This is a genomic window from Mycolicibacterium hodleri (assembly GCF_025822245.1).
In the GTDB taxonomy this organism is placed as follows: Bacteria; Actinomycetota; Actinomycetes; order Mycobacteriales; family Mycobacteriaceae; genus Mycobacterium; species Mycobacterium hodleri.
Window position 1 is genome coordinate 158,757 of sequence record NZ_JACKTL010000008.1, and the last position, 15,134, is coordinate 173,890.

12 protein-coding genes are annotated in these 15,134 nt (G+C 66.6%); 5 read left to right on the forward strand and 7 right to left on the reverse strand.

Features of this window, described 5'->3' with window-relative positions; genetic code table 11:
- Positions 1-50: 50 nt before the first annotated feature.
- Positions 51-3,569, reverse strand: a complete 3,519-nt coding sequence (gene rpoB, locus H7J06_RS01915; RefSeq protein ID WP_264036482.1) for a DNA-directed RNA polymerase subunit beta — start codon at positions 3,567-3,569, stop codon at positions 51-53.
- Between the two features lie 328 nt (positions 3,570-3,897).
- A complete protein-coding gene (locus H7J06_RS01920) occupies positions 3,898-5,781 on the reverse strand; it encodes a lipocalin family protein (RefSeq protein WP_264036484.1) in 1,884 nt (627 codons plus the stop codon).
- A gap of 1 nt (position 5,782) precedes the next feature.
- Between H7J06_RS01920 and H7J06_RS32290 the strand changes: the two genes are divergently transcribed.
- Complete coding sequence (locus H7J06_RS32290) at positions 5,783-6,094, forward strand: hypothetical protein (RefSeq protein WP_264036485.1); 312 nt, start codon at positions 5,783-5,785, stop codon at positions 6,092-6,094.
- A 53-nt stretch (positions 6,095-6,147) separates the two neighbouring features.
- On the opposite strand, the gene H7J06_RS01930 is transcribed toward H7J06_RS32290, so the two are convergent.
- From H7J06_RS01930 to rplJ, 4 genes are all read right to left on the reverse strand, one after another.
- Positions 6,148-6,897 carry a methyltransferase domain-containing protein gene (locus tag H7J06_RS01930; RefSeq protein WP_264036486.1) on the reverse strand — a complete coding sequence of 250 codons (750 nt, stop codon included), beginning with the start codon at positions 6,895-6,897 and terminating at the stop codon, positions 6,148-6,150.
- The gene (locus H7J06_RS01935; protein ID WP_264036487.1) at positions 6,894-7,976 is read right to left on the reverse strand and encodes an ABC transporter ATP-binding protein; all 1,083 of its coding nucleotides are present in this window, start codon (positions 7,974-7,976) and stop codon (positions 6,894-6,896) included. Before H7J06_RS01935 ends, H7J06_RS01930 begins: the two co-directional genes overlap by 4 nt.
- A 212-nt stretch (positions 7,977-8,188) precedes the next feature.
- Positions 8,189-8,578 carry a 50S ribosomal protein L7/L12 gene (gene rplL / locus H7J06_RS01940; RefSeq protein WP_264036489.1) on the reverse strand — a complete coding sequence of 130 codons (390 nt, stop codon included), beginning with the start codon at positions 8,576-8,578 and terminating at the stop codon, positions 8,189-8,191.
- A gap of 45 nt (positions 8,579-8,623) precedes the next feature.
- Positions 8,624-9,238, reverse strand: a complete 615-nt coding sequence (rplJ, locus tag H7J06_RS01945; RefSeq protein WP_264036490.1) for a 50S ribosomal protein L10 — start codon at positions 9,236-9,238, stop codon at positions 8,624-8,626.
- Positions 9,239-9,804: 566 nt separating this feature from the next.
- Here rplJ and H7J06_RS01950 point away from each other — a divergent pair.
- On the forward strand, positions 9,805-10,182 hold the full coding sequence (locus H7J06_RS01950; protein ID WP_264036492.1) for a hypothetical protein: 378 nt from the start codon (positions 9,805-9,807) through the stop codon (positions 10,180-10,182).
- On the opposite strand, the gene H7J06_RS01955 is transcribed toward H7J06_RS01950, so the two are convergent.
- Entirely contained in the window at positions 10,183-11,826 is a 1,644-nt protein-coding gene (locus tag H7J06_RS01955) for a glycoside hydrolase family 13 protein (protein WP_264036493.1), read from the reverse strand.
- A 225-nt stretch (positions 11,827-12,051) separates the two neighbouring features.
- Between H7J06_RS01955 and H7J06_RS01960 the strand changes: the two genes are divergently transcribed.
- Genes H7J06_RS01960 through H7J06_RS01970 form a run of 3 tightly spaced genes read left to right on the forward strand, consistent with a single transcriptional unit; the run spans position 12,052 to position 15,133 of the window.
- Positions 12,052-13,362 carry an extracellular solute-binding protein gene (locus H7J06_RS01960; RefSeq protein WP_264036495.1) on the forward strand — a complete coding sequence of 437 codons (1,311 nt, stop codon included), beginning with the start codon at positions 12,052-12,054 and terminating at the stop codon, positions 13,360-13,362.
- On the forward strand, positions 13,359-14,303 hold the full coding sequence (locus H7J06_RS01965; RefSeq protein ID WP_264036496.1) for a carbohydrate ABC transporter permease: 945 nt from the start codon (positions 13,359-13,361) through the stop codon (positions 14,301-14,303). Before H7J06_RS01960 ends, H7J06_RS01965 begins: the two co-directional genes overlap by 4 nt.
- Positions 14,300-15,133 (forward strand): carbohydrate ABC transporter permease, encoded by an 834-nt coding sequence (locus H7J06_RS01970; protein WP_264036497.1) that lies wholly within the window; start codon positions 14,300-14,302, stop codon positions 15,131-15,133. The genes H7J06_RS01965 and H7J06_RS01970 overlap by 4 nt, the downstream gene beginning before the upstream one ends.
- The last annotated feature ends 1 nt before the right edge of the window (position 15,134 follow it).

The following is a 15,134-nucleotide window of genomic DNA, read 5'->3' on the forward strand; positions in this document are numbered from 1 at the left end:
CTAGATGACTATCAATCAAATCGCGGGACGCGAAGCCCCCAAAACTGCAGTTAAGCGAGATCCTCGACCGACGGTGATTCGTTGCGGGACAGGTTGATTCCCAGGTTCGCGGCAGCGCGCTCCAGGTCCTCGTCGTCACTGTCGCGCATTTCGATCCGCTGGCCTTCAGACGACAGCACCTCGACGTTGAGGCACAGCGACTGAAGCTCCTTGAGCAACACCTTGAACGACTCCGGAATACCGGGTTCGGGGATGTTCTCGCCCTTGACGATGGCCTCGTAGACCTTCACGCGGCCGACGGTGTCGTCGGACTTGATGGTCAGGAGTTCCTGCAGCGTGTACGCCGCGCCGTAGGCCTGCATGGCCCAGCACTCCATCTCACCGAATCGCTGACCACCGAACTGCGCCTTACCACCGAGCGGCTGCTGGGTGATCATCGAGTACGGACCGGTCGAGCGAGCGTGGATCTTGTCGTCCACCAAGTGGTGCAGCTTCAGGATGTACATGTAGCCCACCGTCACCGGGTACGGGAACGGCTCGCCACTGCGGCCATCGAACAACTGCGACTTGCCCTCGGCGTTGACCATGACGTCACCGTCGCGGTTGGGAAGCGTCGAGCCCAGCAGGCCCTCCAGCTCGTTCTCACGCGCACCGTCGAAGACGGGCGTGGAGACGATGCTGTCGGCCGGCGCCGAGAGCAGCTCGTCGGGCAGGTTCTCCGCCCAACCGGGAAGCTCACCGGTCTCGCCGACGACGTTGATGTTCCAGCCTGCCTTGGCAACCCAGCCGAGGTGCGTCTCCAGGATCTGGCCGATGTTCATCCGTCGCGGCACACCGTGCGTGTTCAGGATGATGTCGACCGGCGTGCCGTCCGGCATGAACGGCATGTCTTCGATCGGGAGGATCTTGCCGATGACGCCCTTGTTGCCGTGGCGTCCGGCGAGCTTGTCGCCGTCGGAGATCTTGCGCTTCTGGGCCACGTAGACGCGGACCAGCTCGTTGACCCCGGCGGGCAGCTCGTCGTCCTCTTCGCGAGAGAACATCCGAACGCCGATGACCTTGCCGGACTCGCCGTGGGGCACCTTGAGCGACGTGTCGCGAACCTCGCGGGCCTTCTCACCGAAGATGGCACGCAGCAGACGCTCTTCCGGGGTCAGCTCGGTCTCGCCCTTGGGCGTGACCTTGCCGACCAGGATGTCGCCGTCGCGGACCTCGGCGCCGATGCGGATGATGCCGCGCTCGTCGAGATCGGCCAGCACCTCGTCGGAGACGTTCGGGATGTCCCGGGTGATCTCCTCGGCGCCCAGCTTGGTGTCGCGGGCGTCGATCTCGTGCTCCTCGATGTGGATGGACGTGAGCACGTCCTCCTCGACCAGGCGCTGCGAGAGGATGATCGCGTCCTCGTAGTTGTGGCCTTCCCACGGCATGATCGCCACGAGCAGGTTCTTGCCGAGGGCCATTTCACCGTTTTCGGTGCAGGGTCCGTCGGCGAGGACCTGACCGGCCTCGACCCGCTGGCCGCTGTCCACGATCGGGCGCTGGTTGGCGCACGTGCCGTGGTTGGAGCGGGCGAACTTGCGCATCCGGTACGTGTGGCGGGTGCCGTCGTCTGCCATCACGGTGATGTAGTCGGCGGACACCTCTTCGATGACGCCGGCCTTGGTGGCGACGATGACGTCACCGGCGTCGATCGCGGCACGGAGTTCCATGCCGGTACCGACCAGGGGGGCCTCGCTACGCACCAGCGGAACCGCCTGGCGCTGCATGTTGGCACCCATGAGGGCACGGTTGGCGTCGTCGTGCTCGAGGAACGGGATCATGGCCGTGGCCACCGACACCATCTGGCGCGGTGAGACGTCCATGTAGTCGACGTCCATCGGGGAGACGTTCTCGACCTCGCCGCCCTTACGACGAACGAGGATCTTGTCCTCGGTGAACCGGTTGTTCTCGTCGATCGGCGAGTTGGCCTGCGCTACGACGTAGCGGTCCTCCTCGTCGGCGGTGAGGTGGTTGATCTCGTCGGTGACGACACCGTCGACGACCTTGCGGTACGGCGTTTCGATGAAGCCGAACGGGTTGACCCGCGCGTAGACCGACAGCGACCCGATCAGGCCGATGTTCGGGCCTTCCGGGGTCTCGATCGGGCACATGCGGCCGTAGTGGCTGGAGTGCACGTCACGAACTTCGAGGCCGGCACGCTCACGGGACAGACCACCGGGGCCCAGCGCCGACAGGCGGCGCTTGTGGGTCAGACCCGACAGCGGGTTGTTCTGGTCCATGAACTGCGACAGCTGCGACGTTCCGAAGAACTCCTTGATCGCCGCCACGACGGGACGGATGTTGATCAGGGTCTGCGGCGTGATCGCCTCGACGTCCTGAGTCGTCATCCGCTCGCGGACGACGCGCTCCATGCGCGAGAGGCCGACGCGGATCTGATTCTGGATCAGCTCGCCGACCGTACGCAGACGACGGTTGCCGAAGTGGTCGATGTCGTCGACCTCGACGGGAACCTCGGCGCCGCCGGGGGCGGTCATCGTGGTCTGGCCCTCGTGCAGGCGCACCAGGTACTCGATGGTCGCGACGATGTCCTCTTCGTTCAGCGTCGAGGACGTGATCGGCTGGCCCACGTTCAGGCCGAGCTTCTTGTTGACCTTGTAGCGGCCGACGCGGGCCAGGTCGTAGCGCTTCTCCTTGAAGAACAGGTTCTCCAGCAGGGTCTGCGCGGATTCCTTGGTGGGCGGCTCGCCCGGGCGCAGCTTCCGGTAGATGTCCAGCAGCGCCTCGTCGGGACCGGCGGTGCTGTCCTTCTCGAGGGTCGACATCATGATCTCGGAGAAGCCGAAGCGCTCGGTGATCTGCTCGCTGGTCCAGCCGAGGGCCTTCAGCAGCACGGTGACCGGCTGACGACGCTTGCGGTCGATACGCACGCCGACGGTGGCGCGCTTGTCGACGTCGAACTCGAGCCAGGCGCCGCGACCCGGGATGACCTTGACGCTGGTCAGGTCGTTCTCGGTGGCCTTGTCCTTCGACTTGTCGAAGTAGACGCCGGGCGAGCGGACGAGCTGGGACACGACGACACGCTCGGTGCCGTTGATGATGAAGGTGCCCTTCTCGGTCATCATGGGGAAGTCGCCCATGAAGACGGTCTGGCTCTTGATCTCGCCGGTGGTGTTGTTGATGAACTCCGCGGTGACGAACAGCGGCGCCGCGTAGGTCTGGTCCTTCTCCTTGCAGTCGTCGACGGGCGCCTTGACCTCGTCGAACCGCGGATCGGAGAAGCTCAGCGAGAGCGTGCCCGCGAAGTCCTCGATCGGCGACAACTCCGTGAGTACCTCTTCGAGACCGCCGACGGGGTTGACCTCGCCGCGCTCGAGAGCCTTCTCGCGCCAGCCGTCGGAACCGATCAACCATTCGAAGGAGTCCGTCTGCACGTCGAGCAGACCGGGAACCTCGAGCGGCTCACGAAGCTTTGCGAAGGAAACTCTGTTAGGTGCTCCAGGAACGGAGTTGTTGGGGTTTTCTACTGACTTGCTCTGGCGAGAGACTGCCAAGATGCATCCTTCCAGCACCGGATGCGACGATCGGGTGGCCGGCCGAAGACCGGTCCCTTGCCGCGTTATCTGCGTTAGGTTCGGCTGGCATTCTCAAGCCTGAGTCTCGGCCTCGAGGCACACGACTAGTTCCCTGAGCAGGGCTCAGGCTAGGACGGTGGGACAAGAGGCGGATGAGGATGGGCAGGATGCAGCCAGCGCAACGTCCAACACTAGCGCAGAACGGCGCATTCCTCAACATCGGCATGGTGAAACAGACCAGGCGCTGGCTGGCGGCTAGATCCTTCAACCCGTGCGTACATTGCTGACCAACAGACTGGCCCGGTTTCGCCTTTCCGTCAAGAGTTCACACGCGGATTGGGGAGGAAAGTTCACGCGCTGCCGCAGGCTGTGGAGTCACCGTTATCCATCCCTTCACGCCCTTGACCGACGCGCGGTTCAGCAACTCCTGGTACAGCTCGGCTGACACCGTCCGGGTGCGACTGAGGAGGAACCCGGTGTTGCCGCTGGGATCGCTCACGACGGCCCAGCTGTAATCGGACGCGAGGTCGACGATCCAGTAGTTCCCCGGCGGCGTGGCCGACGCGGGCCCGAAGAAGGTCACGTTCAGCTTGTCGTTGTCGGCGCTCACCGGCAGCGCAGTCCCGAAGATGCGCGACTGCGGACCGTTGTCGAAGAAGTAGTTGCCGGAGTTCTCGACGCCGATCGACCCGTCGGCGTTGGCGGTGTACACGGCGGTGGTGTTCACCAGGCCGAGCGAGAAGAACTGCTTGACGCTGCCCACCTCGTACCACGTGCCGAGGTAGGAGTTCACGTCGACGACCGGGGCGGGACCGAGGACGACCCCGGCCGCGGGGCCGAAGACCAGGTACTGGTCGGGGTCGCCGTAGGTGCCGTACACGCCGTTCGTCGGTCCAAGGCCGGCGTACATGTCGTTGATCCAGCCGTTGGCCAGCGTGTAGACGGCCTGGGTGTTGCCCGCCGGGGACGGCTTGATGAAGAGCTGGCTGAAGAAGTCGATGATCGGAGAGCCGCCGATGAGGGAGTCGACGTGGGAGCCGTTGGCGAGGACGACGCCGACGAACTGGCCGGGCTGCTGTGCGGCCACCAGGTCGTTGGTGGTCTGACCGTTGGCGTTCCACGCCTGCGGCGGTGCGGCGATCTGATAGATCGGAATGCCGCGGGCGTCCAGGCTCGCGAGCGCGCCGCCGAAGGTGCCGTTGGACGAGACGCCGTCGTACATCACCACGCCGAGCAGATCGTTGTCCGACGGCGCGACGGCGTCGGTATAGAAGCCACCAGCGGCCGCGGCCAGTCCCCCGCCGGCCGAGTGACCGGTCAAGATGAACTTCTCGGGCAGCACACCGTGGAAGCCGGCCGCCGCGGCGCTCGCGTTCAGCGACGTGCGGTTCGGGTCGATGAACAGGTCCGCGACGCCCTGCTGCATCGACACGCTGCTCAGCGTGCAGCCGGCACAGGTGAAGAACCCGAACGACGGGATGTTCGGCACGACCACGATGCTGTTGGTGCGCTGGGCCAGGTCCTGGGCGAGCGCCGAGTACCAGGACTTGGAGCCCAGGAAGCCGTGCTGCAGCAGCATGACGCCCTGGGCCTGCACGGTGCCGTCAGCCTGGGTCGGGAAGTACCAGTCGGCAGCGCCGGTGTAGTTCCCGGTGCCGACCGGGATGGTCAGGTTGGAGCTGCCGACCACGACGCCGGTCACCCCGTTGACGTTCGACGAGCCGGGCACCGGCGGCGTGGCGATGCCGGTGACGTCCACGGGTACCGGTGCGACGGGCGGCAGCAGTCCGAAGGCAGACAGCAGGCTGATGACGACCGTCGCGATCGGGCCGGGCTGGGGCCGAGGGGCGACGGGTGCAGCCAGGCTGCGGATCGCGGATACGTCGGCGGCGACCACGGCGGCGGGCTTGCCGGCCGACGCGGGCGTGACGTCGACTGGCGGCATCGCCACGACCACCGGATCGGCCTTCTCTCCGCCGACGACTGGCTGTTCGGTGACGACGGGCGGCGTGGCCTCGACGATCGGGGTCGTCTCGACGACGGGCGACGCCTCGGCCGCGACCGGATCCTTGGGCGTTGCGTCGACCGGAGTGGACACCGCCACCGCAGCGGCCGTGACCTCTGGACTCTTCGTGTTCGTCTTCGCCGGCTTCACCTTCACGACGGGGTCGGCATCGGTGGTGATGGTGTCGTCGCGGTCCACCGTCACCGTGGACGCGCTGACCGTGCTGGTCGGCCCGTCGGCGCTCTTGGATCCCGAAACATGGTCCTTGTCAACGTCTTTGGATCCCGCCGCAGCGGACCCGGCGGCCGATTCGACGCTCTGCGCCGACGATGACGACGACCCCGATACAGACGCGGACGACGCGGAAGACGCGGAAGACGACGATCCCGTGTCACCGCCCGACGAGTCCGACTCCGCGGCGGCCACACCATGGCTCGCACCGAGCGCGATGCCCGCCCCCACGGTCACGACCCATACCCCGCGCAACCAGCGACTCGAACTCACCGACGGAATGTAACCGGCCGCACCGACATCCGGCCCTTAAATGTCGCCGACGTCAGATTCTCGACATCATGGCGTCTCGGGCCGCCGCCCGCTCGTGGTCTGCGAGGCGGCCGACACGTCGCAGGTCACGTCGACCAGCCCCGCGGCGCGCATCACGTCGCTCACCTCGTCGACGTCGAAGAGCCGCACCGGCGCCCACCGTGACGCCGCGACACCGACCCGTCGCACCGGCGCCGGTCCTCGCGCGCACGTGGTGAGCACGGCGATCCGGCCGCCGGGCACGAGCACCCGGATCATCTCCCGGAGCGCGCCGAACGGGTCGTCCATCAAATAGAGCGCGCCGTAGCAGCTGACGGCGTCGACGGTCGCGTCGTCGAAGGGCAGGTCCACGGCGTCGGCCCGGACGTAACCGACTGGGCTGTCCGGCGCGGTGTCGCGCACCGCCTGCGCGAGCATCGTGGCGGAGCTGTCCACCCCGATCACGAGCCCGTCGGCTCCGACGGTGTCCACCAGGGTGCGGGTGGTGTTTCCCGGCCCGCAGGCGACGTCGAGGACGGTGTTGCCGGGCTGGACGTCGAGCAGCCGCAGCTTGGTCCGGTTCTCCTGCGCGGCGTTTCGCGCGGTAAACCCCCAGAACAGGACGGGCCGCCACAGCTGCTCGTAGATCATCGGGAGTACCGAAGACCCCATCAGACGCTGGCCCGTCGTCTGCGGCACCTCGACGGCACCCATCACGTCCAGGTAGCCGTCGACCACCGTCGCGGAACGGTTGAGCAGCTCGCGGGTCCTCCGGCCGCCGGGACCGGACAGCGTCACTCCTTGGCGACGGGGATCGAGGCCGTGGGGGCCTCTTCTTCGGCGCCGTTGCGGTTGCGCGCGGTGGCGTCGTTGTCCGGGTTGTACCCGGGGTGCTGGTTGGTGCCGTCGAGGTCGGCGCGGATGGCTTCCTGCGCAGCCGGGGGCAGGGTGTGCATGATCTCGCGCACCCGGGCCTGACGACGCCCGACGGCCTTGCGCTCCGGCATGCCCGGGGTCGCGTTGACCTGCGGCGGCACACCCTCGATCTCCTCGGTACCACCGTCGTGGTGACCGGCGTCGATCATGGCCTGCTCCTCGGCCATCGTCGACTCGTCCTTCTCCTCGGACATGCCGATCGGCCCGATGCGGCGACCGTTGAGGAACTGCTTGACCACCGGCTCGTCCGAGGTCAGCAGCACCTCGCGCGGACCGAACATCACCAGGTGCTTACGGAACAACATGCCCATGTTGTCGGGCACCGTGCGCGCGATGTTGATGTTGTGCGTGACGATCAGGATGGTGCAGTCGATCTGGGCGTTGATGTCGATCAGCAGCTGCGACAGATAGGCCGTACGGACGGGGTCCAGACCGGAGTCCGGCTCGTCGCAGAGGATGATCTGCGGGTCCAGCACCAAGGATCGGGCCAGCCCGGCGCGCTTGCGCATACCGCCGGAGATCTCGCCGGGGAACTTGGTCTCGTCGCCGGTCAGGCCGACCAGGTCCAGCTTCTCCATCACGATCTGACGGATCTCGGATTCCTTCTTCTTCGTGTGCTCACGAAGCGGGAAGGCGGTGTTGTCGTAGAGGCTCATGGAGCCGAAGAGGGCGCCGTCCTGGAACATCACCCCGAACAGGGTGCGGATCTCGTAGAGCTCCTTGGCCGAGCACTCGATGATGTTGGTGCCGTCGGCGATGATCTTGCCGCGCTCGGGACGCAGCAGACCGATCAGAGACTTCAGGAACACCGACTTGCCGGTACCGGAGGGGCCCAGCAGCACGCTGACCTCACCCGCCGGCAGATCGAAGGTGACGTCTTCCCAGATTCGCTGGGGCCCGAAGGACTTCGTCAATCCCTCAACCTGAATACCGATGCCCACGCGCGACCCTTCCGCCAGTGCTTTTGCTCGCCACACAGACACACCCGCCTGTGGCTTGAGTCACTGTAGCGCACCGGGTCTGGGCACTCTTCGCTTTGCCAGCCATTGGACGCCCGGGTCGGCGGCACCAACGTTTGCTCCGGACGCGTCACGACACCAAAAAGCCGCCCGGGATCGCGATGATCCCGGGCGGCTCTTGGAAGCAGTTACTACTACTTGACGGTGACGGTGGCGCCAGCGGCCTCGAGCTTGGCCTTGGCGTCGTCGGCCTGATCCTTGTTGACCTTCTCGAGCAGCGGCTTGGGGGCGCCGTCGACGAGATCCTTGGCTTCCTTCAGGCCCAGGCCCGAGACGATCTCGCGGACGACCTTGATGACGCCGATCTTCTTCTCGCCGGCACCCTCGAGGATGACGTCGAATTCCGACTGCTCCTCGGCGGCCTCGGCGGGCGCGCCACCGGCGGGGCCGGCAGCGGCAACGGCGACCGGGGCGGCCGCGGTGACGTCGAAGGTCTCCTCGAAGGCCTTGACGAACTCCGAGAGCTCCAACAGGGTCAGTTCCTTGAACGCGTCGAGCAGGTCTTCGGTGCTGAGCTTGGCCATTGTGTGGTCCTTCCTAGATTCTTGCGTGGTTCTTGATGGGTGGTGTTATTCGGCGTCGGCCGGGGCGTCGGCCGCGGCGTCCGTCGGTGCTTCTACTTCTGCGTCGTCCGCGGCGGCGGCGGGAGCGGCGGCGGGGCCACCTTCGGCGGCCTCCCTCTTCTCCTGCAGTGCGAAGACGAGGCGGGCGACCTGCGACGCCGGGGCGGCGAACAGCGCCGCGGCCTGGCTGGTCTTGGCCTTCATCGCGCCGGCCAGCTTGGCCAGCAGCACCTCGCGCGACTCGAGGTCGGCGATGCGGTTGACCTCGTCCACGGACAGCGCCTTGCCGTCCATGAAGCCGCCCTTGATGACGAGGGCCTTGTGATCCTTGGCGAACGTCTTGATTGCCTTGGCGGCATCGACGGGCTCACCCTTGATGAACGCGATGGCGGTCGGGCCGGTGAACAGCTCGTCGAGACCCGTCACACCTGCCTCGGACGCGGCACGCTTCACCAGGGTGTTCTTGGCGACCGAGTAGGTCGCGCCGCCACCGAGGGACTTGCGCAGATCCGCAAGGTTGGCCACGGTGAGGCCGCGATACTCGGTGACGACCGTGGCGGTCGACTCCTTGAACTGCTCGGCGATGTCGGCAACGGCGGTGGCCTTGTCAGCTTTGGCCATGCATGCCTCCTATCTCGGTTGGGTCCGGTCCCCGGAAAGAGGGAAGACCCCGGAAACGACGAACGCCCCGGACGCAGTGCGGCCGGGGCGTGAAGATCCGCTGACGCTAGCCAACGGTGATGCCTCGTCCTCCTGCGTGGGCCGCCCGGATCCTGATGAGCCGCTTGCGCGAAGAACAACAGGCGTAGCCGGGACCTTCAACCGATTTCTCGGTGACCGACGGTCTTCGGTGGAACAGAGGAGAGAATAGCGCGCCGGGCGCCGATCAGCCAAAACGCGCGCCTTCCGCTGGTCCATGGCGACGTCGAACGCGGGCCGCGCGCGGGCCCGAACCTGGAGAAATGCTGGGAATGGCCCGCGCCAGCTACTCACAGCTCGCTGCCAGAGTGCGCGGCCGCTCCGCGACGCGCTCGCCGGGTTCCTTCCATCGGTCGCCTTCCTTGCAGGTAACACGTAATACTTTCCGCATTGCCATTGCGGTGGGGGGCTGTAATCATTGGTGCACTGATTGGGGGATCGGCAAACACATGAAAAGTTCCAACGGGCGTCGTCATGATACGAACGCAGTGGTTCGCTCAACATCTCGGAACAGCCCGGAGCTGGAACGTCTGATCGAAGCGCAGGCCACACTCGACCACGCGCGACGCAACGCCAAGTGGAAGCGCGAGTGCAAGAACTTGCAGTCGGCCTCGCACGCGGTGCAGGTCGCGGCCTTGGCCGCGCACGAGGCCGGAATCGGGTGGGCCGAGATCGGCGACGTCCTCGGGATCGAACGTGCGATGCCGCAGCCGAGTAGCGCGACCGTGGCCCCGTTGCCGACCCCGCCTCCGCCGCCCGTGCACGAGCCCGTCGTCGAACTCGACCCCGCCCGGCACCGCAACCATCACGTGGTCACCGCGGCCCACTGCCTCTTTCCCGACAAGAGGCAGTGGGCCGCGAACTAGTCAGGCCTTCGGGGTCACCAGCCAGGCCGCCGCGTCGGGCGGCAGCTCGGTGGTGGTGCCCGCAACCGATGCCAGCACCACCGTGGCGTCGGTCGGCAGCTCTACCACCCGGTCGCCCGTGTTGACCCAGCACTGCGCGTCGCCCCGCCGGAACGCGGCCACCTCGGGCGCGGTGGGGATCCACTCCAGCTCGCCTGACTCCACCCACGTCGACGCACGCACCGACAGTGCTTCGCGATACAGGTTGAGCGTCGAGTCGGGATCGCGGTCCTGCGCGGCGGCGGTGCGCGAGGCCCAGTGTCGAGGTTGCGGCAGCCACGTCGTGGCGTCGGCGTTGGGCGAGAATCCGTATGGCGCAGCGTCTCCGGCCCACGGCAGGGGTACCCGGCATCCGTCACGACCGACGTCGGTGTGCCCGGACTGCTCCCAGATCGGATCCTGACGGACGTCGTTCGGCAGGTCCTCGACCTCCTCGAGCCCCAGCTCCTCGCCCTGGTAGACGTAGGCGGTGCCCGGCAGCGCCAGCTGCAGCAGCGCCGCCGCCCTGGCTCGGCGCAGCCCCAACGCGTAGTCGGCGGGCTCTTCGCCCCAACGGCTCCGTTCCCAGTCGGTCTCGACGAGGTGGTCGGGTTGCGACCTGGCGTATCGGGTGACGGTGCGGGTCACGTCGTGGTTGGACAGCACCCAGGTCGGCGGGGCGCCGACGGACGCCGCTTCCTTGACGGCGTCGTCGACGACGGTTCGCAGGATGCTTGCCCGCCAAGGCGCGCGAAGGAAGTCGAACTGGAACGCGGTGTGCAGTTCGTCGAAGCGAAGGTAGCGCGCCAGCCGCTCGTTGTTCGGCACCCACGCCTCGGCGATGAAGATGCGTTCGGGCACATAGCGATTCGCCACCGCGCGCCACCCCCGGTAGACGTCGTGGACGCCGTCTTGGTCCCAGGCGGGGTGGGACTCGTTGTGCTGGACCAACGTCGGCGCGGCATCGTGCCCGGGGCCACCGTCGGGCAGCCCGTCGGCCTTGACCAATCCGTGGGCGACGTCGATGCGAAACCCGTCGACGCCCTTGTCGAACCAGAACGCCAGGACGTCTTCGAACTCGGCGCGCACCTCCGGGTTCTCCCAGTTGAAGTCGGGCTGACCGGGCGCGAAGAGATGCAGGTACCACTGGCCGTCGGGCACCCTGGTCCAGGCGGGCCCGCCGAAGACGCTCTGCCAGTCGTTGGGCGGCAGCTCGCCGTCCTTCCCCTTGCCGGCCCGAAAGTGGTAGCGCTGCCTGGCCTTTGAATCACCAGCCAGTGCCGCGACGAACCACCTGTGGTGATCCGAGCTGTGGTTGGGCACGATGTCGAGCAGCACGCGGATGCCGGCCTCGTGCGCCTCGGCGATCACCAGGTCGGCCTCGGCCAGGGTTCCGTACAGCGGTTCGACGTCGCGGTAGTCGGCCACGTCGTAACCGCCGTCGGCCAGCGGTGACGGATACCAGGGGTTGATCCAGATGGCGTCGACGCCGAGCCGCGCCAGGTACGGCAGGCGGTCGCGCAGGCCCGCGATGTCACCGACGCCGTCACCGCTTCCGTCGGCGAAGCTGCGGATGTAGACCTGGTACACGACGGCGGTCTGCCACCAGGATTCTGCGGGTGCCACGGCTCTCCTCGGATCGGTTGGACGGACGTCGTTGCGGACTACCCGCTGGGCGGCCCGACGATACCCTCACGCCGCTGGTCGATCGGGAGTCTCAGTTCTACAACGGCTTTCGAGAGTCGGCGTCGACCGTCGTCGTCAAGCCTGGGCAACCTCCCCACAGTCCCTGTGAGTTGTGCCACACTCGTGTGCAGGTTGAGATGGCTGCTGCTCGACAGACGAGGATGCATGAAACGAATTCAGTTCGCCCATTCACCGATACGACGGGCAATCGCGCTGGCCAGCGCTTCGATGGTGGCGGCAACGGTGTTGTCCGGCTGCGGGAGTGAGGGTGGTCCCCCGACGCTGACGTGGTACATCCTGCCCGACAACGGTGGATCCGCCGCACGCGCCGAACAGTGTGCGGACGCCTCGGGTGGTGCCTACGAGGTGCGGATCGAGTCGCTGCCCAGCACCGCCACCGCGCAGCGGGAGCAGATGGTGCGGCGCCTGGCGGCCGGGGACAGTTCGATCGACGTGGTGAGCCTCGACGTGGTGTTCACCGCGGAGTTCTCCCATGCGGGCTTCCTGCGCCCGTACTCCGCCGAGGAGACCGCCCGCCTCACCGCGGGAATGCTGCCGGCGCCGGTGAAGACCGGCATGTGGGACGGCAAGCTCTTCGGCGCACCGTACAAGTCCAACGCCCAGCTGCTCTGGTATCGCAAGTCGTTGGCGGCCGCGGCCGGCGTCGACCCCACCAGTCCGAACTTCACCTGGGACGACATGCTGAAAGCCGCTGTGGGTCAAGGGAAGAAGATCTCCACCCAGGGTCAGCGGTACGAGGGTTACATGGTTTGGATCAACGCGCTGGTGCTCTCCGCCGGCGGCCAAGTGCTCCAGGACGTCGAGGCGGGACGCAAGGCCAAGCCGTCGCTGGCCAGTCCCGCCGGCGAGAAGGCCGCCGAGATCGTCGGAAATCTCGCACGATCCACTGCCGCGCCCGTCGACCTGTCCAACGCCGCCGAGGAGCAGGCGCGCGCGACGTTCCAGTCGGAGCAGGGCATGTTCATGTTGAACTGGCCATACGTGCTCGCCGCCGCCCGCACCGCGGCCAAGGCGGGGACACTCGACCAGGCCGTCGTCGACGACATCGGCTGGGCCCGCTACCCGAGGGTCTTCGCCGACCGTCCCAGCGCTCCCCCGCTCGGCGGGGCCAACCTGGGCGTCGGCGCCTACTCGAAGCATCCGGACCAGGCCGTCCAGCTGGTGGAGTGCATCAACGCCGAACCGAAGGCCACCCAGTACATGCTCGACGAGAGTGAGGCGTCGCCGTACGCCGCCTCCTACGACGATCCCAAGGTCCGTGCCGAGTACGCCAACGCAGACCTGATTCGCGAGTCCATCGGCGAGGGCGGTCCCCGCCCGGTGACGCCGTACTACACCGACGTCGCGGGGGCGATCACCCAGACGTGGCACCCGCCTGCGTCGGTGACCGAGAAAACACCCAAGGAGTCAGACCAATTCGTGGCCGACGTACTGGCGGGAAGGCGGCTGCTGTGACCGCGGTCGAGGAGGCGCCCGTCCAGACGAAGGACGCCGGCAAGTCGGGCAAGAAGGTGACCAGTGAGCGTGTCCGCGGCGAGCGTCGGCTCGGCATCTATCTGACGCTGCCGTCGTACGTGGTGATGCTGCTGGTCACCGCCTACCCGCTGGGTTACGCACTGGTGTTGTCGCTGTACAACTTTCGGCTCACCGACCCGGATGGCCGCACCTTCGTCGGGCTGGGCAACTTCGGGGTCATCCTGACCGACCCCGTGTGGTGGAACGACTTCGTCACGACGCTGGCCATCACCGTCGTCACCGTCGCGATCGAACTCGTGCTGGGGTTCTGCTTCGCGTTCGTGATGTTGCGCATCATTCGGGGCCGCGGCCCGCTGCGCACGGCGATCCTGATCCCCTACGGCATCGTGACCGTGGTGTCGGCCTTCATCTGGCGGTACGCCTTCGCCACCGACTCCGGGTTCGTCAACCAGTGGCTCAACCTGACCGACTTCGACTGGTTCGGCAACCGCTGGTCGGCCATCTTCGTGATCTGTCTGTCCGAGATCTGGAAGACGACGCCGTTCATCTCGCTGCTGCTACTGGCCGGTCTGGTTCAGGTGCCCGAGGACATGCAGGAGGCCGCCAAGGTCGACGGGGCGACGGCGTGGCAGCGGCTGTGGAAGATCACGCTGCCGAACATGAAGGCCGCCATCATGGTGGCGCTGTTGTTCCGCACGCTGGACGCGTGGCGCATCTTCGACAACCCGTACGTCATGACCGCCGGTGCCAACAACACCGAGACCATCTCCTTCCTGGCTTATCGGCAGAACGTCACGCTGGTGAATCTGGGCATGGGCTCGGCGATCTCGGTGCTGTTGTTCATCACCGTGGTGGTCATCGCATGGATCTTCATCAAGGTGTTCAAGACCGATCTCTCGCAAGTCAGGGGTGACCAGTGAGCAGCGCCAAGAGCGCCCGGTGGTGGACGATCGCCGGCATCGTGATCGTGCTCTACAGCTTCGTGCCGCTGCTGTGGATGATCAGCCTGGCCTTCAAACCGCCGTCGGACATCGTGTCGGGAACGCCGCAGTTCCTGCCGAGCACCTTCACCCTGGACAACTTCGCGCAGATATTCAGCAACCCGCTGTTCACGCGGGCGCTGATCAACTCGATCGGCATCGCGGTCATCGCCACCCTGATCTCGGTGGTGGTCGCCATGTTCGCCGCGTATGCGATTGCGCGGCTTGAGTTTCCGGGCAAGAAGGTGCTGCTGTCGCTGGCATTGGGCATCGCGATGTTCCCGCAGGCCGCGCTGGTCGGCCCGTTGTTCGACATGTGGCGCGGACTCGGGATCTACGACACCTGGCTGGGGTTGATCATCCCCTACCTGACGTTCGCGCTGCCGCTGTCGATCTGGACCATGTCGGCGTTCTTCCGGCAGATTCCGTGGGAGATGGAACACGCCGCCCAGGTCGACGGTGCCACGGCGTGGCAGGCGTTCCGCAAGGTCATCGTGCCGCTCGCGGCGCCGGGGGTGTTCACGACCGCCATCCTGACGTTCTTCTTCTGCTGGAACGACTTCCTGTTCGCCATCTCGTTGACCTCCACCGACAGTGCCCGCACGGTTCCCGCGGCGCTGGCGTTCTTCCAGGGTGCCTCGTACTTCGAGTCGCCGGTGCCCTACATCATGGCGGCGTCGGTCATCGTCACGATCCCCGTCGTCATCCTCGTCCTCGTCTTTCAACGCCGCATCGTCGCCGGCCTCACCTCCGGCGCAGTGAAGGGATAAC